This is a genomic window from Pseudarthrobacter linnaei (genome assembly GCF_055412825.1).
On the sequence record NZ_JBVAYX010000004.1, the window covers coordinates 1 to 21671 of the forward strand.

The 21671-nt window shown below is 61.5% G+C and carries 18 protein-coding genes; 12 read left to right on the forward strand and 6 right to left on the reverse strand.

Going from position 1 to position 21671, the window contains the following annotated elements:
• Nucleotides 1-392: 392 nt before the first annotated feature.
• The 4 genes from ACZYZ3_RS05185 to ACZYZ3_RS05200 all read right to left on the reverse strand — a co-directional run bounded on the left by ACZYZ3_RS05185 (nucleotide 393) and on the right by ACZYZ3_RS05200 (nucleotide 5510).
• Nucleotides 393-2066: a heparinase II/III domain-containing protein gene (locus ACZYZ3_RS05185; protein WP_463962773.1), complete on the reverse strand. Its 1674-nt coding sequence runs from the start codon at nucleotides 2064-2066 to the stop codon at nucleotides 393-395.
• A gap of 57 nt (nucleotides 2067-2123) precedes the next feature.
• Nucleotides 2124-4151: a DUF6270 domain-containing protein gene (locus tag ACZYZ3_RS05190; protein ID WP_463962774.1), complete on the reverse strand. Its 2028-nt coding sequence runs from the start codon at nucleotides 4149-4151 to the stop codon at nucleotides 2124-2126.
• Nucleotides 4152-4218: 67 nt separating this feature from the next.
• Nucleotides 4219-4773: a DUF1697 domain-containing protein gene (locus tag ACZYZ3_RS05195; RefSeq protein WP_463962775.1), complete on the reverse strand. Its 555-nt coding sequence runs from the start codon at nucleotides 4771-4773 to the stop codon at nucleotides 4219-4221.
• 17 nt (nucleotides 4774-4790) lie between these two features.
• Nucleotides 4791-5510: an IclR family transcriptional regulator gene (locus ACZYZ3_RS05200; protein WP_463962776.1), complete on the reverse strand. Its 720-nt coding sequence runs from the start codon at nucleotides 5508-5510 to the stop codon at nucleotides 4791-4793.
• A 124-nt stretch (nucleotides 5511-5634) separates the two neighbouring features.
• On the opposite strand from ACZYZ3_RS05200, the gene leuC reads away from it, so the two are divergent.
• The 6 genes from leuC (at nucleotide 5635) to ACZYZ3_RS05230 (ending at nucleotide 12258) form a co-directional block, all read left to right on the forward strand.
• Nucleotides 5635-7089, forward strand: coding sequence for a 3-isopropylmalate dehydratase large subunit (leuC, locus tag ACZYZ3_RS05205; RefSeq protein WP_463962777.1), 1455 nt, complete (start codon nucleotides 5635-5637; stop codon nucleotides 7087-7089).
• Between the two features lie 9 nt (nucleotides 7090-7098).
• Nucleotides 7099-7701: a 3-isopropylmalate dehydratase small subunit gene (leuD, locus tag ACZYZ3_RS05210; protein WP_463962778.1), complete on the forward strand. Its 603-nt coding sequence runs from the start codon at nucleotides 7099-7101 to the stop codon at nucleotides 7699-7701.
• 229 nt (nucleotides 7702-7930) lie between these two features.
• A complete protein-coding gene (gene murA, locus ACZYZ3_RS05215; RefSeq protein WP_463962779.1) occupies nucleotides 7931-9256 on the forward strand; it encodes a UDP-N-acetylglucosamine 1-carboxyvinyltransferase in 1326 nt (441 codons plus the stop codon).
• A 10-nt stretch (nucleotides 9257-9266) separates the two neighbouring features.
• Nucleotides 9267-10061 carry a lysophospholipid acyltransferase family protein gene (locus ACZYZ3_RS05220; protein WP_463962780.1) on the forward strand — a complete coding sequence of 265 codons (795 nt, stop codon included), beginning with the start codon at nucleotides 9267-9269 and terminating at the stop codon, nucleotides 10059-10061.
• A complete protein-coding gene (locus ACZYZ3_RS05225) occupies nucleotides 10058-11110 on the forward strand; it encodes an NAD(P)H-dependent glycerol-3-phosphate dehydrogenase (RefSeq protein ID WP_463962781.1) in 1053 nt (350 codons plus the stop codon). Before ACZYZ3_RS05220 ends, ACZYZ3_RS05225 begins: the two co-directional genes overlap by 4 nt.
• A 2-nt stretch (nucleotides 11111-11112) precedes the next feature.
• Nucleotides 11113-12258, forward strand: a complete 1146-nt coding sequence (locus ACZYZ3_RS05230) for a D-alanine--D-alanine ligase family protein (RefSeq protein ID WP_463962782.1) — start codon at nucleotides 11113-11115, stop codon at nucleotides 12256-12258.
• A 61-nt stretch (nucleotides 12259-12319) separates the two neighbouring features.
• Here ACZYZ3_RS05230 and ACZYZ3_RS05235 read toward each other — a convergent pair whose 3' ends face one another.
• Both ACZYZ3_RS05235 and ACZYZ3_RS05240 read right to left on the reverse strand, forming a co-directional pair.
• A complete protein-coding gene (locus ACZYZ3_RS05235; protein ID WP_463962783.1) occupies nucleotides 12320-12823 on the reverse strand; it encodes a DUF3515 family protein in 504 nt (167 codons plus the stop codon).
• Nucleotides 12824-13623: 800 nt separating this feature from the next.
• Nucleotides 13624-13755 (reverse strand): hypothetical protein, encoded by a 132-nt coding sequence (locus ACZYZ3_RS05240; RefSeq protein WP_463962784.1) that lies wholly within the window; start codon nucleotides 13753-13755, stop codon nucleotides 13624-13626.
• A 30-nt stretch (nucleotides 13756-13785) separates the two neighbouring features.
• Between ACZYZ3_RS05240 and ACZYZ3_RS05245 the strand changes: the two genes are divergently transcribed.
• The 6 genes from ACZYZ3_RS05245 (at nucleotide 13786) to wecC (ending at nucleotide 21662) form a co-directional block, all read left to right on the forward strand.
• Nucleotides 13786-14976, forward strand: coding sequence for a glycosyltransferase family 4 protein (locus ACZYZ3_RS05245; RefSeq protein ID WP_463962785.1), 1191 nt, complete (start codon nucleotides 13786-13788; stop codon nucleotides 14974-14976).
• Nucleotides 14976-16721, forward strand: a complete 1746-nt coding sequence (locus ACZYZ3_RS05250; RefSeq protein ID WP_463962786.1) for a glycosyltransferase family 4 protein — start codon at nucleotides 14976-14978, stop codon at nucleotides 16719-16721. Before ACZYZ3_RS05245 ends, ACZYZ3_RS05250 begins: the two co-directional genes overlap by 1 nt.
• A 44-nt stretch (nucleotides 16722-16765) precedes the next feature.
• Nucleotides 16766-17614 carry an ABC transporter permease gene (locus ACZYZ3_RS05255; RefSeq protein ID WP_463962787.1) on the forward strand — a complete coding sequence of 283 codons (849 nt, stop codon included), beginning with the start codon at nucleotides 16766-16768 and terminating at the stop codon, nucleotides 17612-17614.
• Entirely contained in the window at nucleotides 17598-18488 is an 891-nt protein-coding gene (locus ACZYZ3_RS05260) for an ABC transporter ATP-binding protein (protein ID WP_463962788.1), read from the forward strand. The genes ACZYZ3_RS05255 and ACZYZ3_RS05260 overlap by 17 nt, the downstream gene beginning before the upstream one ends.
• Nucleotides 18489-18721: 233 nt before the next feature.
• Nucleotides 18722-20401, forward strand: a complete 1680-nt coding sequence (locus ACZYZ3_RS05265) for a CgeB family protein (RefSeq protein WP_463962789.1) — start codon at nucleotides 18722-18724, stop codon at nucleotides 20399-20401.
• Between the two features lie 13 nt (nucleotides 20402-20414).
• Nucleotides 20415-21662, forward strand: a complete 1248-nt coding sequence (wecC, locus tag ACZYZ3_RS05270) for a UDP-N-acetyl-D-mannosamine dehydrogenase (RefSeq protein ID WP_463962993.1) — start codon at nucleotides 20415-20417, stop codon at nucleotides 21660-21662.
• Nucleotides 21663-21671 lie beyond the last annotated feature (9 nt).

The window sequence follows — 21671 nt, forward strand, 5'->3', positions numbered from 1 at the left end:
CTACAAATCAGTTATTCTCTTGAGAAGTGCCGCCCGGACGGCGGCATGACACTCATCCGGGAATCCATTTCCCCACGAACCTTGAAGAGCCCGTAAACGACGACCACCCACCTCAACAGGGCGTACTTAAGAGGTACTAGCCCGATAATCGGGCAGATTGAAGATGGCGGTGGCAGCGTCAGGGCACCGGCCCGGTCAAGGCTCATGTCTAAAGACACGAACCCGAATTCACCGCGAACCACGGAGAGCCGGCTAAATCGTCCCGAGCCTAGTTGGGGACCCGCCAAGGATTCAACGTCATTACCCCAGATGAATTGATGTATGAGCCTCCTTGGGATGACAGCCCGGAACGCATCAGCGAAATGAATTGCCCAGAGGCCGCAATGAGATCCCTAGGAAGATACTACCTGAAGCCCGGATATCGCGTCGAGAGAAATCAGATATGTGGAAGTTCCTGTGTGGGTGAAACGCCAACTCGAGCCTTGATCGGTGGCCTTAACGTCGACATTCGGGTTGGCTGAGATGAGCGTAACGAAGTCCGTGCCTTTTCCATGTGAAATGAAGTTAGCGACTGATGTTGGCTTTCGTGTGCCCTGACTGGTGGCAACCCATCCGGACAATGGATTCTTCAGCCCGCGCTGGGTCTGAACTGAATCAACAGGAAGCAGTTGAGTGATGCTGAGAGTGACGTCATGGAGCTTAGCCGAAAGCCGTTGTGGGGCCTCCTGTAGTACCTCCATATCACGTGCCAGATGCCATCGCTGGCGAAACTGCGTGACGTTCGCTGCCCAAAGACGGTCACGAACAACTAGAGCATCCAGTTCCTTAAGGAAAACGACAGTGCGTTCCCTTTTTATGCCGACATAAGGCCAACCGACAAGTTGGTGTCTGGCCCATTGAGGGGCCGTCGTATGAGACGTCAGAAGCGTTGGCCGGTCGGTTAGATATGAACCATAGCCCTCAACGGCCACTGTGTTGTGGGCTACGTCCGACCTTTCATAGTGATAGAACTCAAGATCACCGTATCCACCGAACCCTGCTTCAGTGATTAGCGGTTGGCGTTGCGAGAAAAAGGTAAGCGAGGTTCCATCAGCATGACCATGTACAGAAGCTCCTGGACCGAACCGGAGAGAGTAGAAACTCTCATCCTCAAAATCTCTCTGCGTTCCCCAACCACTTCGACCAAAGATCCAGCCATTGTCAAACATCCGTACGTCGTCTTGAGGTAGCGAACCGCTACGTCCCTGTGTGGAGGGGTACTCAGCATCAGTGCCAGCGAGCTCATAGGCTTTGCAAGTTGGGGTGTCCCCCAACACAACATATTCGCCGTTGGGTTGAGTTGCGTGCGCGAGAAACGTTGGAACCGCTTTACGGTTGAGAATAGAGGTTGGAATCGCGTGCCCACAAAGCACCAAGGCGTCGGAGATCTTTCCCAGCAGGGCGTACACGTAGTAGGTGTAGCCCACAGCTTGTTCGCTGGAGACACCTTGACTGTCTACCATCGCTGAGGCACTTTGTCCGGAACGGACTTTGGCTAGCTCGATCCATTCATCCACCCCGAGGACTCCGCCTATGGCCAGAAGGCCAAGGTCTTGGTCTAGCCCATGGTTGTGTCGCGCCTCATAGCGGTCTGCACGGGCCAATTCCTCGCCATGTCGAACCATCATGTCGACGTACCAATCGTCGGAGCAAAGTGGGTGCAGGTAGGCGATCACCTGGGCGCGGAGAGCCGTGGTGTGCCCTTTCCAGTTGTAGGTACTGTGCCCGTTTTCTGTTTCGACTCGCCACCAATCTTGCAGCAGCTTGACGCTTAGTTGCTGGAAGGAGGGGTCATTCTTGAGCTCGCCTACATGTACTGCGTCATAAAGAAATTGGAAGCTATGGAGTGCCCATTTCCACGTATTATCAAATGGATTTGCCTCCCAATCAACAGGAAACTCATATGGGACAGGGTCGTATCTGTAGAGCTTGAAAGATCCGCCCTGCAAGGCAAAAGCTATGTCGGTGTTAGCATGCCTGGCCGGCCGCTGACCATGAGGTCCCGGTTTCTTTATATTATCTGCCACAAGCGGTGCCTTGTCTATAAGTTGTAAGAATTTGTTGGTATCAATTAATTGAATTCTTCATGGCAACGTATTGAGAGCCACTAGGGTTTTTTGGTAGAAGCTATCCACAAAATGAAAAGGAGACAGTCCCCACTTATGCCCAGATTTTGCTCGTATGTCGCCTTTGTCATAGTCAATATAGCGAATACGTGAATCTTTCAGTACATAAGAATACAACCTGGTCAGAATTTCATTATTTTTATTAGCCAACGCTATATCACCGATATCCTGCTGCGACTCGTCTGAAGTCGCCCAGAAGACTTTATTCAGAATAATCTTCTCCGCGGGAACCACGGTGAGCAGCTTTTTCCATCCGGCTTCAAACGACGAAAAGTATTCTTCGGATCCGCTCGGTACAAGTTCATGAACCTTCGCATCAAAACCCGCACGACTCAATTCAGGGGAGTAGGTATCGTACCCTTTTGATGATCTAATGAGTTGGAGTCTTTCGTCGATGAAATCGACTAGAAGGTAATCAAAATATGTAGTCAATAATAATTCACCAAGATCTTTAGCCAAGTCGCTGGCCACCATCCGGCGCTGGAATGCACTGGGGTTCTGCGCTAAGTCGATTTCCGTCACGAGTCCAGTATCGGCGCCGAATGCACTACCGAGCCCGCTTCTGGCCCGATAGTCCGCGAGACAGGGTGCCCCTGGCGCTTCGAAGGCGTCCCGCGAGACGCAGCTTCCGTAGATGAAAATCCTAACGGGCTCATTGGTCGCGCTTTTTGCTCCAGTGTCATCCGCGGAGACTCCCGACGGGCTTGCATCGAATACAAGCCCGCTCGATTTCGATTTGTCATCGCATGTAATGGGCGCGGATACGGTGCCTAGCCGGTTTCCAAAGCCGTCCGCAAACTCCGCTTCTGCCCTAGTGACATCACTTTGGGAAACACTCAGATGGGGATCGCGGAGTGGCCCCGACTGTTGTATCCGGATAGACGTATTGTAAGTGCGGAGTGTCGCTGTGACGCCGCCAGTCCCTGGTCTGTAGCGTTTCCAATCAATGGATAGTTTGACTTCTCCGGTTGACTCCGAAATCTTTATACCAAACATGGGCTCCATGGAATTGGACCACTCTTCGCGCATGTCGCGGGGAAGAGCGTAGTAATTCTTTGGCAGTTTTCCTTCGGTGATCAGTTCATTGTATATTGACCGTGTGCTGCGGCCCGGCTTCAACATACTTCGAATGACGGTGTGAATTACTTCGGTGGGAGGCGCGGCATGTCCTTCTCCATACTCAGATATAACTACAGCATGATTTTTGGCATTAGAATAAAAACCATTTCCCCGAAGAATATAGTCATTATCAGACATATAAGGTAAGAGATGTTTAGTGACATGCCAGTCCGTTGCGTTCTGGAGATAAAATACACGGCCGGCCTTTGACTGGTGAAGTTTTTGTTCAATGAAACCTTGACTCAAGGCAGTATTAGCTTCTTGCTTCCAAAGTGCCTGTGAGTCAACTAATCCGTGATTCGGTATTGCCGTGTCCAGATACTTCATCACTGCGGTCGGCTCATAGTCGAGGATGGAAGTTTGGGGGTTCCAAACAAATGCCGAGGCCCGGGCGCCTACTCTGTCGGCGAACATCAACGATGCGAACCCTCCGCCCGAGCCGCCAATAAGGAGAAGGGGCCGCCCGCTGGTCTCGGAGAAACGTTCCAAAATCTCGGTAATTGAGTCCTGGAGTTGATCCTCTTGACTTCCCGCGTACCACCCTAGGGGCAAGCCTCCATTAAGGTTGAGGGCAGGGTCTGAGAAGGCAACGAAAGGAATGTCCAGAGCCTGTGCCACTCGGGCTCCCGAAAAGTACGGCCCAAGTTTTCCTGCGCGGTTCGTCAGCGCTCCTGAGAAGAACACGGCAGCGCAATCTTTTGTGCTGCGAGTCAGCGGATCGGATTGCAACAAGACATCTAAGTGGTTTCCGTTGGAAAGTCCTATGATATGGATGCCGTCTTCCCATCCGCCCTGTTCACAGAACATCCCGACACTTTCCCAGTTGTGAACCGGCTGCTTCCAGGCAGGATAGTTGGTGGCCTCCAAGCCGTGTCCCTTCATAGTGATTTGTTCAACGTCGTCTTGTCGACTTTAGGTCACCGCGCGGCGTTCGCTAAACCAAGGGGTTAGTCCGACTGAGTTTTGCGGCGCCGCGGACTTTGATCATGGTGCGCAGGTTCCTCGTCGTGGTCGACGCCTTGTACCGGGGCTTCGAGGCAAGTTTGCTGAACGGGCTGTCCAGCGTGCCCCCGGCGGGCGCCAGCCAGGCCAGAGCCTCGGGCCCCAACCTCGTCAGGTCCGTCCCGGCCTGGGCACTCCCGGCTTCGAAGAGCTGCGTGAGCGCGTCAGGGTTCGACGCGAGGGTGAGATAGGTGTGGGTGGCGGCGTCGTCTGCCGGGTAGGGGCACGCGGAGACCAGTTCTGAAACGCGGTCAGCCGTCAAAACCACCACCCACGCGTCATAGCCGAAGGACTCCCGGAGGCAGGCCTCGAATTCCTTCTTTACGCCGGAGGGGGACAGCTCGCTGGTCAGCACAACATTTCCACTGGCGAGGAGCGTCTTCACGTCGGAAAACGGACGGGACTTCAGGGCTGCTTTGAGATCGGTCATCCTGATCGTGATGCCGGCAACGTTAACCCCGCGCAGAAAGACCGCATAGCTGTTCATGCGGACAGCATATGCCGCTAGTCGCTGGTCTTGCGCAGCGCCTCGGTCAGCACCCGGGCAGCGTTGCAGACCACCTCGGCGTGCAGCCGGCCGGGCTGGCGGGTCAGGCGTTCAATCGGCCCGGAGATCGACACCGCGGCGATGACACGGCCGGACGGACCGCGCACCGGCGCCGACACGGAGGCGACCCCCGGCTCGCGTTCGCCCAGGCTCTGGCCCCAGCCCCGGCGCCGGACCCCGGCGAGGACTGTGGGGGTGAAGCGGGCGGCCTGCAGGCCTTCCAGGAGCCGGTCGTGGTCCTCCCAGGCGAGCAGCACCTGCGCGGCGGAGCCGGCCTTCATGGACAACTGGGTGCCGACCGGAATGGTGTCGCGCAGCCCGATGGGCCGCTCGGCGGAGGCCACACAGACGCGCCAGTCACCCTGCCGGCGGAAGATCTGGGCGCTTTCGCCCGTGGCGTCCCGCAGCTGCATCAGGACCGGCCCGGCCGAGGCGATCAGGCGGTCCTCGCCGGCCGCGGAGGCGAGTTCCACGAGGCGGCTGCCCAGGACAAAGCGGCCCTGGATGTCGCGGCTGACCAGCCGGTGGTGGACCAGCGCCAGCGCCAGCCGGTGCACGGTCGGCCTCGCCAGTCCGGTGGCCGCGACAAGCTGCGCCAGGGTGGTAGGGCCAGCCTCAAGTGCGTCAAGCACATGGGCCGCTTTATCGATGACACCGACTCCACTAGAATTGTCCATGTAATGATATTGCCGTCTCATTATCTGAGATGCAAGTCAACTCGCTGGCGCATTGCGCGGGAGTGCTGATTCAGTGGAGAGAACAAGCCGGCATGTACGGACACCGCAGTGAAGGGAGCAGGCCGTGGCAAAGACACTGGCCGAGAAAGTCTGGGACGCGCACGTGGTGCGCAAAGGCGACGGCGAAGGAGCCAACGCCCAGCCCGACCTTCTTTTCATCGACCTCCACCTCGTGCACGAGGTGACCTCGCCGCAGGCCTTTGAGGGCCTCCGGTTGGCCGGGCGCCCGCTGCGCCGGCCGGACCTCACTATTGCCACCGAGGACCACAACACTCCCACATTGGACATCGACAAGCCTATTGCCGATCTCACCAGCCGCACGCAGATCCAGACCCTGCGCAACAACTGCCAGGAATTCGGCGTCCGCCTGCATTCGCTCGGCGACGCCGAGCAGGGGATCGTCCACGTCGTGGGCCCGCAGCTGGGCCTCACCCAGCCCGGCATGACCGTGGTCTGCGGCGACTCGCACACCTCCACCCACGGCGCGTTCGGCGCCCTGGCGATGGGAATCGGCACCTCCGAGGTGGAGCACGTCATGGCCACCCAGACGCTGTCCCTGAAGCCCTTCAAGACCATGGCCATCAACGTCGAGGGCACCCTGCGCCCCGGCGTTTCCGCCAAGGACATCATCCTGGCCGTGATCGCCAAGATCGGCACCGGCGGAGGCCAGGGCTACGTGCTGGAGTACCGCGGCTCCGCGATCCGGGCGCTGTCCATGGAAGCCCGGATGACCATCTGCAACATGTCCATCGAAGCCGGCGCCCGCGCCGGACTCGTCGCCCCGGACCAGACCACCTACGACTACATGTTCGGCCGCCCGCACGCGCCGCAGGGCGCCGACTGGGACGCCGCCGTCGAGCACTGGAACACCCTGCGCACCGAGGACGACGCGACGTTCGACGTCCAGGTGGACCTCGACGCCGACACCCTGGAACCTTTCGTGACCTGGGGGACCAACCCCGGCCAGGGTGTGTCCCTGTCCGCCAGGGTGCCCTCACCCGAGGACTTCGGCGACGAGAACGCCAAGGCCGCGGCGGAACGCGCGCTGCAGTACATGGGCCTGGAAGCCGGCACCCCGATGAAGGACATCCGGGTGGACACGGTCTTCCTGGGCTCCTGCACGAACTCCCGGATGGAGGACCTCCGCGCCGCCGCGGACATCATCCGCGGCCGGACCAAGGACCCCAACATCCGGATGCTGGTGGTTCCCGGCTCCGCCCGGGTCCGCCTCGAGGCCGAGGCCGAGGGCCTGGACAAGGTCTTCAAGGACTTCGGCGCCGAATGGCGTTTCGCCGGCTGCTCCATGTGCCTGGGCATGAACCCGGACCAGCTGGAACCGGGGGAGCGCTGCGCGTCCACCTCGAACCGCAACTTTGAAGGCCGCCAGGGCAAGGGCGGGCGCACCCACCTGGTCTCCCCGGTGGTGGCGGCGGCGACGGCGGTACGCGGCACCCTGAGCTCGCCGTCGGACCTGGACTCCGCTCCCGAGTCCGCCGCCATCCGCACCGACGCCGCCTAGGAGATCACCATGGAAAAGTTCACCACCCACACCGGCATCGGCGTCCCGCTGCGCCAAAGCAACGTCGACACGGACCAGATCATCCCGGCCGTTTACCTCAAGCGCATCACGCGCACCGGTTTCGAGGACGCGCTCTTTGCGGCCTGGCGCAAGGACCCGGCATTCATCCTGAACCGGGAGCCGTTCAACGCGGGCTCCGTCCTGGTGGCCGGCCCTGACTTCGGCACCGGGTCCTCCCGCGAGCACGCCGTCTGGGCGCTCAAGGACTACGGCTTCAAAACCGTGCTGTCCTCACGCTTCGCCGACATCTTCCGGGGAAACTCCGGCAAACAGGGCCTGCTCGCCGCGGAACTGGCCCAGGATGACATCGAACTCATCTGGAAGGAACTGGAGAACTCCCCGGGCACCGCGGTCACCGTGGACCTCCTCTCCAAGACGGCCCAGTGCGGCAACATCGTGGCGCCCTTCGAGATCGACGACTACACCCGCTGGCGCCTGCTTGAGGGTCTGGACGACATTGGCCTGACCCTCAAGCACGAGGAAGACATCACCGCCTTCGAGGCCACCCGGCCGGCGTTTATGCCCAAGACCCTGCCGGCCAAGCTGTCCTGACCGTCCCGCTCCACCGCACCTTCACTGCAACGCGGGGTCACTTCCGGCCCATCCCGCCCGCCGGGACCGGCGGTAAGTGACCCCGCGTTGCTTTGTTTTCGACGGTGGCCACGGCGGCGGCGGCGACGACCCGGCGCGCCCCGTATTTCAGATCGGTAACGCAAGCTCCTATGCTTAGCAGGTGCCTTTGTAAGGATTTGGGGGCGAGTAGTCGTAAGGAAACCGGTATATGAGTAGTGTTCTGACAATCCGCGGAGGCGTCCCGCTGACTGGCCGCGTCACCGTGCGGGGGGCCAAAAATCTGGTCCCGAAGGCCATGGTGGCCGCCCTGCTGGGCAACGAGCCATCCGTGCTGCGCAACGTCCCCGAAATCAAGGACGTCGAGGTTGTCACCAGCCTGCTCCAGCTCCACGGCGTCACCGTCGAAAAGGACCCCGTCACCGGGGATCTGACGCTCGACCCGACCAACGCGAAGACGGCCTCCCATACGGCGATCGACGCGCACGCCGGCGACTCCCGCATCCCGATCCTGCTCTGCGGTCCGTTGATCCACGCGATCGGCGAGGCCTTCATCCCGGACCTGGGCGGCTGCAAGATCGGTGACCGCCCGATCGACTACCACCTGGACGTGCTGCGGCAGTTCGGCGCCGTGGTGGAAAAGCGGCCCGGCGGCATCCACATCTCCGCGCCCGGCGGCCTCAAGGGCGCCAAGATATCCCTTCCGTATCCCTCCGTCGGCGCCACCGAGCAGGTGCTGCTGAGTGCCACGAGGGCCGAAGGAATCACCGAGCTCGCCGGCGCCGCCACCGAGCCGGAGATTGTCGACCTCATCGCGGTGCTGCAGAAAATGGGTGCGATCATCAGTGTCCAGACGGACCGCACCATCCGGATCGAGGGTGTCCCGGACCTCGGCGGCTACAACCACCGCGCCCTCTCGGACCGCAACGAGTCGGCGTCGTGGGCGTCCGCGGCGCTGGTGACGCGCGGCGACATCTTCGTCGAGGGCGCCACCCAGCGCGACATGATGACCTTCCTCAATACCTACCGCAAGGTTGGCGGCGGGATGGACATCGGCGACGACGGCATCCGCTTCTATCACAAGGGCGGCAAGCTCAACCCGCTGGTCCTCGAAACGGACGTGCACCCCGGCTTCATGACGGACTGGCAGCAGCCGCTCATCGTTGCCCTGACGCAGGCCGAGGGCGTGTCGATCGTCCACGAAACCGTGTATGAGAACCGCTTCGGGTTCACTGAGGCGCTGATCCGGATGGGCGCCAACATCCAGGTCCACCGCGAATGCCTCGGCAGTGTCCCCTGCCGGTTCGGCCAGCGCAACTTTCTGCATTCCGCCGTAATTTCCGGGCCCACCCAGTTGACCGGCACCGACATCGACGTGCCCGATCTGCGTGGCGGATTCAGCCACCTGATCGCGGCGCTGGCTGCCAACGGCACCTCCCGGGTCACCGGCATCGACATCATCAACCGCGGCTACGAGCGCTTCACCGAGAAGCTCGCGGGCCTGGGCGCCGACTTCGACATCACCTCGTCCGAGTAGCGGGTACCACGTGAAGGAATCGGCCAAGAGCCACATCACCTTTGTTGTTGTGGCCGGGATTGTCCGTCCGGTCATGAACCTTCTGATGCGGAAGGAATGGATCGGGCTGGAGAAGCTGCCCGCCGGCGGCTTCATCGCAGCACCCAATCACTGCACCGAAATAGATCCCCTGGTGGTGGCGCACATGCTCTACAACCAGCAGCGGATGCCGCGTTTCCTCGCCAAGGCCGGACTCTTCAAGGTGCCCGTGCTGGGATTCGTGCTGCGCGCCACCAAACAGATCCCGGTGGAACGCTCGACGGCGGGCGCCAACCGCTCGCTGCAGATCGCCAAGGAAGTGGTGGACGAGGGCGGAGCCATCATCATCTACCCCGAGGGCACTCTCACCAGGGACCCCGAGCTGTGGCCGATGAAAGGCCACACCGGTGCCGCGCGGATGGCGCTCGAAAGTGGAATCCCCGTGGTGCCGATGGCCCACTGGGGCGCGCACGAGGTCTTGCCGCGCTATGCCAAACGGCTCCACCTCTTTCCGCGGAAGACCTCGCGCCTGGTGGTCGGCGATCCAGTGGACCTCAGCGCCTTCGCCGGGCGGCCACTGGACAAGGCCACCCTGACCGAGGCCACCAACGTGATCATGGCGGCCATCACCGAACTCCTGGCCACCCTCCGCGGCGGACAGCCTCCGCTGGTCCGCTGGGACCCTTCGGCCCACAACCAGTCCACCCACGGCCGCTTCGTTGAGCAAGGCGGAAAAACTGGCGGTTCTGCGACACCAGAAGAGAAACCCGGGGATAGCGACGCATGACATCCGATCAAACGCGAGGACTGTCGGCCACGAGAGTTGCCGTACTTGGCGCCGGCTCCTGGGGGACCACGTTTGCGAAGATCCTCGCTGACGCTGCCACTGCTTCCGGCGTCGAACGCGACATCCGGCTCTGGGGCCGTCGCAGTGAAGTAGTCGACCAGATCAACCTGAAGCACCGGAACGAGCAATACCTCAAAGATATTGCCCTTCCGCCCAGCATCACCGCTTCCGCGGACGTCGCTGAGGTCCTCGCCGGCGCCGAGCTGGTGATCCTGGCCGTTCCGGCCCAGACCCTGCGGCCGCAACTGCGACAGTGGAAGAACCTCCTGGCGCCCGGCGCCCTGGTGGTTTCCCTGATGAAGGGACTCGAACTGCACTCCGACGCACGGATGAGCGAAGTGATCTCCGAGGAGCTCGGCATTCCGGCCAACCGGATCGCGGTGGTGTCCGGACCCAACCTGGCGATGGAGATCGCCCGGGAGGAACCCACCGCCTCCGTCGTGGCCTGCTCCGACGCGGTTGCGGCCGGCTGGATCGCCCGCAGCTGCACCGCCCCGTACTTCCGCCCGTACACCACGGGCGACGTTGTCGGCGTCGAAATCGGCGGGATCGTCAAGAACATCATTGCCCTGGCCGTCGGCATCTGCGAAGGCAAGCAGATGGGTGACAACACCAAGGCCTCGGTCATCACCCGCGGCCTCGCGGAGACCTCCCGGCTCTCCCTCGCCCTGGGCGGCGAGGCGCAGACGATGGCCGGGCTCGCCGGGCTCGGCGATCTCGTGGCGACCTGTTCCTCACCGCTGTCCCGGAACCACACGGCCGGACGGCTGCTGGGCAAAGGGCTGACCCTGGACGAGGTCGCGGCCGAAATGACGCAGACGGCCGAGGGGATCAAATCCGCCCAGGCCGTTCAGGAGCTGGCCGGCAAGCTCGGCGTCGAGATGCCCATTACCGCGGCGGTCGTAGCCGTGCTGGCAGGAAAACTGTCTGTCGACCAACTGGGGCCGCTCCTGCTGTCCCGGGACCTGAAACCTGAAGGCGATAACTAAGCGTGTCTGAAGAAAACGTGAGCACAACGGGTCCAACCGCCCAGGCACGGCCCCGGGTGGCGGTGCTGTTCGGCGGCCGCTCCAGCGAACACGCGGTGAGCTGCGTGACCGCTGCCGGGGTCCTCGGCGCCATCGACCAGACCAAGTACGAGGTCATCCCGATCGGGATCGCCAAAACCGGCCAGTGGGTGCTGGCCTCCGGGGACACCCATGACTGGTCGCTCTCCGCCTCATCCCTGCCCGAGGTGGCGTCCTCTGCCCGGACCGTGGCGCTGACCGAAATCGGCGGCGAACACCAGCTGATCGTGGCCTCCCCGAACGAGATCCCGCAGGAACTGGGCGCCGTGGACGTGGTGTTCCCGCTGCTCCATGGTCCGTTCGGCGAGGACGGCACCGTCCAGGGCTTCCTGGAACTTTCCGACACCCGATACGTGGGCGCCGGTGTGCTGGCGTCGGCCGTGGGCATGGACAAGCACTTCATGAAGGTGGTCTTTGAGTCCGCCGGGCTCCGCGTGGGCCCTTACATCGCCGTGACAGACCGGCAGTGGCGCAACGACCCCGAGACCGTCCGCAAGCGCGTGGACCAGCTCGGCTTCCCGGTCTTCGTCAAGCCCGCCCGGGCGGGGTCCTCCATGGGTATTTCCAAGGTGGACTCGCTCGAAGGCCTGGACGCCGCGATCGAGGCAGCCCGCGAACACGATCCGAAACTTGTCATCGAGGCGGGCATCACGGGCCGCGAAATCGAATGCGCCGTTCTGGAAGGCCGGGGGACCGACGCTCCCCGGACGTCCATGCCCGGAGAGATTTCCGTGGCAGGCGGCGGGCACGAGTTCTACGACTTCAACGCCAAGTACGTGGACGACGCCGCGGCGCTCAGCTGCCCCGCCGATCTCCCCGACGAAGCCATCGCCCGGGTCCGCGAGCTGGCCGCCGTCGCCTTCGACGCCGTCGGAGCCGAGGGCCTGAGTCGGGTCGACTTCTTCTACACCCCCGAGAATGAGCTCATCATCAACGAGATCAACACCATGCCCGGGTTCACGCCAAAGAGCATGTACCCGCAGATGTGGAAAGCCTCCGGCCTGGGCTACGCGGAGCTGATCGACGAACTGATCTACCTGGCGCTGCACCGCAAGACCGGCCTGCGGTAGGGCCCTACTGGCTTGGCGGCAGGTTCTGCATGTCCGCCTGGCCTACGCACTGCTAAAGGCCCTACTGGCTCGGCGGCAGGTTCTGCAGGTCCGCCTGGCCTACGCACTTCCGCGCCGCCGGTACCTTCGCGGCGGCGGCGGCGAGGTCTGCGAGCACAGTGGCGGAACTGATCTTGTCCGGGTCCATCAGGATCTCAGTGGCGGGCTCGCGCCCGTACGTGGTCAGTGTCCACACCGGGTCACCCTCCTTGATGACCCAGTCAACGCCGTTGACGCTGACGCAGCTGTCCGTCGTCGGCCCCGGAACATTGACCCCGCAGCGCAGGATGACCAGGGACGGGTCGCCCCAGGCTGCGGTTCCCTGGCTGTTGGTCTTCCGCAGTTTGGCCTCGCCGATCGCATCCGGCAGTGCCACCATCATGGGGGCGCAGGCGGCGTTCGCAGCGTCTTTGGCGGGTGCGACGTCGACAACCGGGGAGCAGGCGCTCAGCAGTATCGCCGCGGCTGCCGCCGTGGCCAGCAGGCGGAACGGACGTGCGGAAGCCAGGAAGCGTAGACACTGCATGGTTTAAGCCTATCCCTGCCGAACAGCACATTCCGCCAGGCCCGTAACCCGGGAAATGCCCCCTTTACCATCCGGAGGCCCGCCTTCGAGTAGACTTGGCCGGACCGTGCAAGGCTGGAGCGCTGCCGACAATGACGTTAGTTATGGCCAGAACCGCGCACATTTGTTTCAATCTCGCACATTGGGGGGACCTGTCGATGATGTCGTGCAGCCGGAAAATAAGTACAGCACGCGCAGTGTTGGGTGCAGTCCTGCTTGCACTATGCGTAAGCGCAGCGGTCCCCGCGGCACACGCTGATGATTTTGTCCTTCCGGACCCTTTGCTGACTACGGTGACTCCTGCGCCCGTACCCCCAGCCCCGGCTGAGCCTCCGAGTGACCCGGCGCCGGTTGAGCCGCCCGTCGAGCCAGCGCCTGAGCAACCGGCCGAGCCCACCCCGACGCTGAAGGACACGACGCCCCCTGTGATCACGCCCGCGCCAGTTTCAGAGCAGCCCGCCGGTCCTGTCCCGGCCCCGGCCCCGGCTTCAGTGGCTCCACGTGCCGAGTTTGTGGCGCAGCCCTTGCCCGGGCAGTCCATCCGGCCCGCTCCGGCCGAACCGGTCAATGAAGAATCGGCTCCAGCCGGCGCCGGGTCCACGTCGTCTCCTTCTTCGTCCCCGGCCCCGGAGACGGCGGCCTCCACAGCGCCTGCGGCGGTCGTGCCTGCTGCAGATTCTCCTGTTGCCGTAACCGCGGAAATCCAGGCTGCAGTGGCCACCGTGACGGGCAGCCCTCTCGCAGTGCAGGTCATCACCGTCCTAATCCTGCTTGGCCTCGGCCTTGCCTACTTGAAGTTTCTTGGTGGCAAGAGCCGCGGATTCGCCGCCAAGGCAGGAAAGTAACTGATCTTGGTTCACGATGAAGTAGTTGGTGGAGCTAGTGCTAGCCAACCGAGGCCAAACGGTTTGCGGATCACCCTGTTGACGCACTCCTATTGGCCGGAGCACAGCCCTCCGCAACGCCGGTGGATCGCCATGATCAAGGAATTTACTCGGTCGGGCTGGGAAATCGATGTCGTGACTCCCGTGGCGCACTACCCTTTCGGCCGGAGGGCCCTCCCGCGCCGGATGGCTGGCAGGCCCTTCCGGCTGCAAAAGGGCCAGTTCGCCGAAAATATACTCCGCGTGCCTTATTTGCGGCACGGCAACTCCCGTGCGGCGCGCTTTCTGGATCAATGCTTTTCCGCAGCTCTGTCCATTCCTGCCGGCCTCTTTGTCCGCAAACCCGACGTCGTCATTGTCACTGCACCTAGTCTTCCGACGCTCGCCGCCGGCTACGCCGTGGCCAAGCTGCGGGGCGTCCCACTGATCGTTGAGATGCGGGACGCGTGGCCGGACCTGGCCCGTGACGCCCGGTTGGTCCAGGGGAGCGTGAAGAGTCTCGCGGAGCGAGCGGTGGACTTCGTGCAGCATCGAGCAGACCTCGTGGTTACGGTGACTGAGGGATTCGCGGAGACTCTGCGTTCGCGCGGCGTCCGCAACGTGGCGACCGTGAGTAACGGTCTGCATCTGGACGCCATCCCCGTCCTCGGTGCCCCGGACCTGGAACGGCCCGTCTTTGAAGCTCTGTACCTGGGCAACCACGGCGAGAGCCAAAGGCTGGACGTGGCCATCCGGGCCAGTGCGCTGGTGGGCGACTCGATGCATCTGCACATGGTGGGTCACGGCACTCAGAGGCTTGGGCTGGAGAAGCTCGCTCTCGAACTGAAAGCGCCGGTCACCTTTCACGCACCTCTCCACGGCGAAGCCATGTTGGAGCGCTACGCTTCTGCGGACACCTGCCTCGTGTCCCTGCGCGATGACTGGAAGTCCTTCGAGACGACAGTCCCGTCCAAGACCTATGAGGTGCTGGCAGTGGGCCGGCATGTTACGGCGATCGTCCGTGGCGAAGCCGCGAGGATCATTAGTGACGCTGAAGCCGGAGACATCGTGGCAAGCGATCCGGATGAACTGGCCGCCCTCTGGCGTGAACTTGCCGCCGACCGCGCAAGGCTCGTCCGTAATGGGGACAGCAGGCAGTGGGTAAAGACCCACGCCGAATACGAACGGTTGGCGGGCGACTATATGGATCTCATCACACTACTTCTCGGCAAAGGATCCACGACCAACTGATGGTGCAGCTTTTGAAGAACCTGCTGCTCGCCGCGACGACAGCGTGGCAGCACCTCACCGATGATCCGGTAGTGCTTTTCCTCCAGGTCTCGCGGCGGCTGCCGGCAGCCGCCGTCCTGCCGCTTGCCCGACTGACCTGCGTAGCGGCGCCGCATGGCTCTGCGGCAGTGCCGGTGATCCTCGCCTCGCTCAGTCTTGGAGATCGCGGCGACGTCGAGAGACGTCTCCGCCTTGCCCTGGATCGAAACTCGACAGGAGCCCGCGCGCGGCGCCTGGCGGACATTGCCCTCGTCGCAAACCAGCCTGACCTATCAGACCGCTTGTTGGACGCAGCAGAGAATGGCTCCGGCCTCCAGTCCGCTAAGGCGCGCAAATTCTGGCACCAAGGCGCGGTGAGTGCTGCCGTCGCCGTCCTTGAAGGAGCTGGTCCGGGAGCACGGAGGCAGTGGGCCCGGCTGTCTGGCGAACTTCGGGTGATGCAGGGCCACACGCCGGCACTGCCCGACCAGTCCAGGTACCTTCCTGTGCCTGGGCGCGTCCTGCATCTCCTCACCAATTCCCTTCCGCACACGAGCAGTGGCTACACGCAGCGTTCCCATTCGATGCTACTGGCCCAGCAGGAGGCTGGCTGGAACGTTTTGGCGGTTACAAGGCTGGGATATCCCGTCCAAGTGGGAAAGCTGCTGGCGCGTACCTGCGATGTTGTCGATGGAGTCCGCTACCGTCGGCTGCTGCCAGCCGTCTTGGCGCCAACCATGGACGCGCGGTTGCAGCAGCAGGCAGAGGAATTACTCCGAATAGCGTTGGAATTCAAACCGGCGGTGCTCCACACCACCACGCACTACGTCAACGGCATTGTCGTCCGTGCTGTAGCCAAGGCCTTGGGAGTCCCATGGGTGTACGAGGTCCGGGGACAGCTCGCGGACACTTGGGCGTCCGCGAGGGGGCCGAAAGCTCGAAATAGCGAACGCTACCTGTTGTTTCGCGAGCGCGAAGCCGATGTTATGCGGGACGCGGACCTTGTGGTCACGCTCGGGCGTGCGATGAAGACGAACATTGTTTCCTCTGGTGTTCCGGAGGGCAAGGTAATTTTGGCCCCCAATGCCGTCGGTGGGGATTTCCTAGATGAGCCGGGGGATGTAGCTACTGCTCGCCGCCAGCTGGGTCTTCCCGCAGACGGTCACTACATCGGCACCGTCAGCAGCCTTGTTCCCTACGAAGGTATCGAGGATCTCATCGGAGCCTTCGAGCTGCTGGCCCCAGGAAACCCGGGGCTACGCCTGTTGATAGTCGGGGACGGTGAATCGCTGCCGGCGCTGAAGGAACAGGCCAAGCTCGGCGGGTTTTCGGACCGCATTATCTTCACGGGCCGCGTGCCTCGAAGCCGCGCGCCCCTCTACCACCGGGCTCTTGATGTGTTTGTTGTTCCGCGACGAGACTTGGACGTCACTCGCTCGGTGACGCCGTTGAAGCCTGTAGAGGCGCTGGCTTCCGGCAGGCCTGTCGTTTCCAGCCGCCTGGACGCACTCGAGGAGATCGTGATCGACGGTTTCAATGGGCTTCTCGCCGTTGCGGAGGATCGCCAGGACTTCGCGACTAAACTGGAACGGTTACTCGGCTCCCCGGAGCTCAGGGTCGGCCTGGGGGAGGCAGGAAGACGGGACGTGCTTGACCGTCGCACATGGCAAGCAAATGCCGAGACCCTCAACGTCGCATACCAGCAACTGATGGAGGCTCCTCGTTGAGCACAAATACTACGGAGGCCCCCCGAGGGCCACAATCCACCGCGGTGGCAACGTCCGTAAACCTGCGCGGACTGCGGCGGGTGGGTGCTAGACCACCGTTGCTCGACTACCTTGTGTCTCTCTGGGACTACCGGCACTTCATCTTCTACGATGCTCAGGCCCGCGTTCAGACAGGCAACGAGCAGGATCGTCTTGGCCGGGCCTGGCTGGTGCTGGGACCGCTACTGAACGGGTTGATGTTCTACCTGATCATGGGCGTCATCTTGAAGTCCGGAACTGGCATCGACAACTTCGTCGCATTTCTGATTATTGGCGTTTTCCTCTTCCAGATGTCTACTCGCGCTATTACCTCGTCATCCCGCGTTATCACTGCGAACAAAAACGTCATCCACGCGTTCCAGTTTCCGCGCGCCAGCTTGGTTTTGGCGGCCAACCTGCGTGAATTGCTGTCCAACATCCCGGTCCTGATCACCATGCTCATCCTGATCATAGTGTTGCCGCCGGCGGAAGAGATTTCCTGGCGATGGCTGCTATTGATCCCGATCGTGGTGCTGCAGTTCATTTTCAACCTAGGGATTGGACTAATCCTCGCAAGGGTAGTCTCCGTCTTCAACGACGCCAGCCAGTTGATTTCCTACGCGATGCGGTTGTGGATGTACGCCTCCTGCATGTTCTACTCAATCGAGAGATTCAACGATATGCCCGTGGTTAAGACGATCATGGAATACAACCCCTTGTATAATGTCCTCGACCTGGCCAGAGAGGCGCTGCTGTACGGCAGCACCGGAGAGTGGCGTTCCTGGGTCATCCTTGCGCTCTGGTCAATCTTGGCACTGGCCGTCGGGACCCTTGTTTTCTGGCGGGGGGAGGAGTCCTATGGTCGAGAGCTCTGAGCTGAATTTCGTGGAGGGCACGCCTTCTGTCGTCATTGACAAAGTCAGCATGATCTACAAAACAACATCCCGTTCCCGGGATGAGGCGGCGCCCGCAGGATCTACTTGGCAAATGCTGAAACAGGGCGTTGGCAGGACGACGGCTGTGAACGTCACCGCACTGAAGGAGCTGTCCCTGGTTGTGCAGCACGGGGAGTCGGTCGGCATTATCGGCAGGAACGGTTCCGGCAAGAGCACGCTGCTGAAACTCGTGGGTGGGCAGATCCCGCCGACCTCGGGAGCGGTGTATGCGACGTCAACGCCAGTGATGCTTGGTGTGAATGCAGCGCTGATTCCAGGGCTTTCCGGGGACCAGAACATCATCTTGGGTTGCCTTGCCATGGGCATGACCAGCCGGCAGATCGACGAAAAATATGCCGCGGTTGTCGAATTGTCCGGGTTGGGGGAGGCGATCCATATGCCGATGAAGTCGTACTCGGCGGGCATGGGCTCCAGGCTTCGCTTTGCAATTGCCGCGGCCATCGATCCGGAAATTCTCATAATCGACGAAGCATTGAATACCGGCGATGCCCAGTTCAAGGACAGAACGCGCAAACGCATGCTGGAGCTGCTTGGCCAGGCCGGCACCGTTTTCCTGGTCAGCCACAGCATGTCGACGGTCCTGGATTTATGCAATAGGGCAATCTGGATTGATGAGGGTGAACTGCTGGCGGATGGCGCTCCGGCTGACGTGGTCAAGTGGTACCGGTTATTTACCCAGCGGCTAGCCGAAGGCGACCGAGTGGGGGCCTTGAAACTCCGCCGAAGGATGATTCACGACCTCCAAGTAGCAGACGTCAGCGATCGTAATTCACTGCGGCGGTCCAAGGTATGAGGCGCCGTATCGGGGACTTGCGCCGACTTCTTTGGCACCTCCGGGCAGGCGGTCCGCAGCAGGTCCGGACTTGGCTGGCGCGTCAAGCTTTTGAAGCCGGTCACCGAAAACTGGAGACGGTTCGCGGTGCTGAGGGCGTCTGGGTGGGCCGGGGGAAGAAACAGCGGCTGAGATTTCGTCCCTCGGCTGTTCAGCCAGCGCTGAACACGGCCGAATGTGCTGCCCGTGTTGGTGTGGTGCTCGATGACTTTTCTTCACTCGCTTTCGGGCTCGAGTGGGACTGCGTGCAGCTTTCACCAAAATCCTGGCAGGATCAACTTACAGAACGACCTATTGATTTCTTGTTCGTTGAGTCTGCTTGGAATGGCCATCGAGGCCAGTGGGCCGGGAAAATTGCCCGTCAGGACCACACGCGGTCGTCAGCGTTGGGCCAGCTGACGGCGTGGTGCAGAGAACAGGGGATTCCGACCGTCTTCTGGAACAAAGAAGACCCGCCACACTACGATGACTTCCTATCGGCAGCCAAATTGTTTGACCTTGTCTTCACTAGCGACTCCAACAAGCTGGAGGCCTATAAGAAGGACCTTGGTCACGACCGCGTGGACGTGCTGCCATTCGCAGCCAGTCCAGTTTTCAACAATCCGGTCCGGCCGAAGTACGGATGGCACGAACGTGACGTGGCCTTCGGCGGCATGTACTTCACTGAGAAGTACCCCGAGCGCCGCGAGCAGTTGGATCTCCTGCTGAACGCGGCCGGGGCTGCCTCAGCCTCCATGGGCACTGGTCTGGAGATCTTCTCGCGAGAGGTGGGCGGAGACCCGAAATATCAGTTCCCGGAGCCGTTTGCCGGCAGAGTTGTGGGCTCACTCGACTATCCCGAGATGCTCACGGCCTACAAGGCGTTCAAGACATTCCTCAACGTGAACTCTGTGGTTGATTCGCCCACCATGTGCTCACGGCGGGTCTTCGAAATCATTGCCTCTGGGTCCAACGTGGTAACCACTCCCAGTGCGGCCATCGGCACCCACTTCCGTCCGGACGAAATCTTCACCGTCACCACCCAGACGGAGGCGGAGCACCTTCTCCGCGCATTGCACCGGAATCCTGAGCTGGGAGAGCGCCAATTGCACCGCGGACAGCGGAGGATTTGGCGTGAACATACCTACCGGGCGCGAAGCAACCAGATACTGGCCGCCGTCGCTCCGGAGCTATCCCGTCACGCCCGGCGCCCTACTATAAGCGTCCTGGTTTCCACCATTAGGCCCTGGCAGCTAGAGCACGTTTTCCAAACCGTTGGAAGCCAGCGTGACGGGGACGCAGAGCTGGTGTTATTGACGCACGGCTTTGCGGCAAACGCTGCGACCATCCGTCAGCTCAAAGAACAATATGGTGTTTCAGCTGTGACATTGCTGACAGCAGACGCTCGCGTTTCCTTGGGGGAGTGCCTGAATATGTGTGTGTCGGCGGCCTCCGGGCAGGTTCTGACCAAGATGGACGACGACGACTTCTACGCCGCAGATTACCTCAGTGACCAGCTTTTCGCACTGGAGTATTCCGGGGCGGACGTGGTGGGCAAGCATGCGCACTACATGTACCTCGCGGACCAGAATGCAACCTTGCTTCGTTTCCCAGAGTGGGAGCACCGGTATACTCGGACGGTCATGGGGCCCACAATCATGGGCTCGGCTGATGTTTTCCGCAGCAGCCCTTTTGCCGCAGTGGGCACCGGAGAAGACACACGATTCCTTCGTGATGTCGTTGCTGGCGGGGGTGCGATCTATGCGTCCGACAGGTTCAACTACTGTCAGCAGCGTGCCGCTGAAGGCCACACTTGGAAGATTAGCGACGCAGAGTTGCTAGCCAGCGGTGCATTGAAATTTTTTGGAAATTACAGAGATCAAGTCTCTGTCTGAGTGGGGGTTCTCCTTGAATAAAATTGAAACAGTAGCTGTCATCGGATTGGGTTACATCGGCCTGCCGACCGCGGCGATTCTGGCGGGCAACGGCATCCGTGTCATTGGTGTGGACGTAAACCCGGACACCGTAGAGTCCGTCAACCGTGGTGAAGTTCCGTTCGTCGAGCCAGACTTAGCATCCTACGTAGCCGGCGCCGTGAGCCAGCACAAGCTCAGCGCCTCCACTGAGACTCCTGCTGCCCAGGCCTATATCGTTGCCGTCCCCACCCCCTTTAACGCCGACCACACAGCGGACGTTACCTACATCAAGGCCGCAGCGCGGGGCATCGCACCCCAGCTTGTGGGCGGAGAACTCGTAATTCTTGAATCCACATCACCTCCCGGAACGACGCAGCTCCTCGGAGACTACCTCGTCAGCCTGCGGCCGGACCTGAGTCTCGACGGAGCTGGTGGCAAGCCGTCCATCCATGTGGCGCACTGCCCCGAGCGAGTGCTGCCCGGCCGTATCATGATTGAGCTTGTCACCAATGACCGCATCGTCGGAGGCTTAACCACGGAGGCAGCGCAGATCGCGAAAGCACTGTACGCAGTCTTCTGCCAGGGGGAGATTCTCGTCACCGATGCAGCAACGGCGGAAATGGCCAAGCTCGTTGAGAATTCCTACCGGGACGTCAACATTGCCTTCGCGAATGAGCTGTCGGTGATTAGCGACAAGCTCGGCATCAACGTTTGGGAACTGATCAAACTCGCCAACCACCACCCCCGCGTTAACATCTTGCAGCCGGGCCCCGGCGTGGGTGGCCACTGCATCGCCGTCGATCCCTGGTTCATTGTCGCCGCCGCCCCGGAGGAAGCCCAGCTGATCCGGCAGGCACGCGAGACCAACGACTCGAAGCCCGACTGGGTCGTAAAGAAAGTACAGGAAGCCGTTGGTGAGACCGTATCGCCCAAGATCGCTGTCTTGGGACTGGCATTCAAGGCAAACATTGATGACCTCCGGGAGTCACCCGCCGTTGCAATCGTCGAAAAACTTAGCGCCAAGCTGGACGGCGCAGAGCTGCTGGTAGTTGAACCGCATGTGGACCGGCTGCCGCGGCAGCTTGGAGGTCTCAGTAACGTGGTGCTGCAGGAATTGGAGGTGGCCGTCGCCGCCGCTGACGCAGTGCTGCTCCTCGTGGATCACGACGACTTTGTCGAAATGGACCAGCAGCTCATGGCAGGGAAGCCTGTGTTGGATACACGCGGAATCTGGCAGTAATTCGCAAAA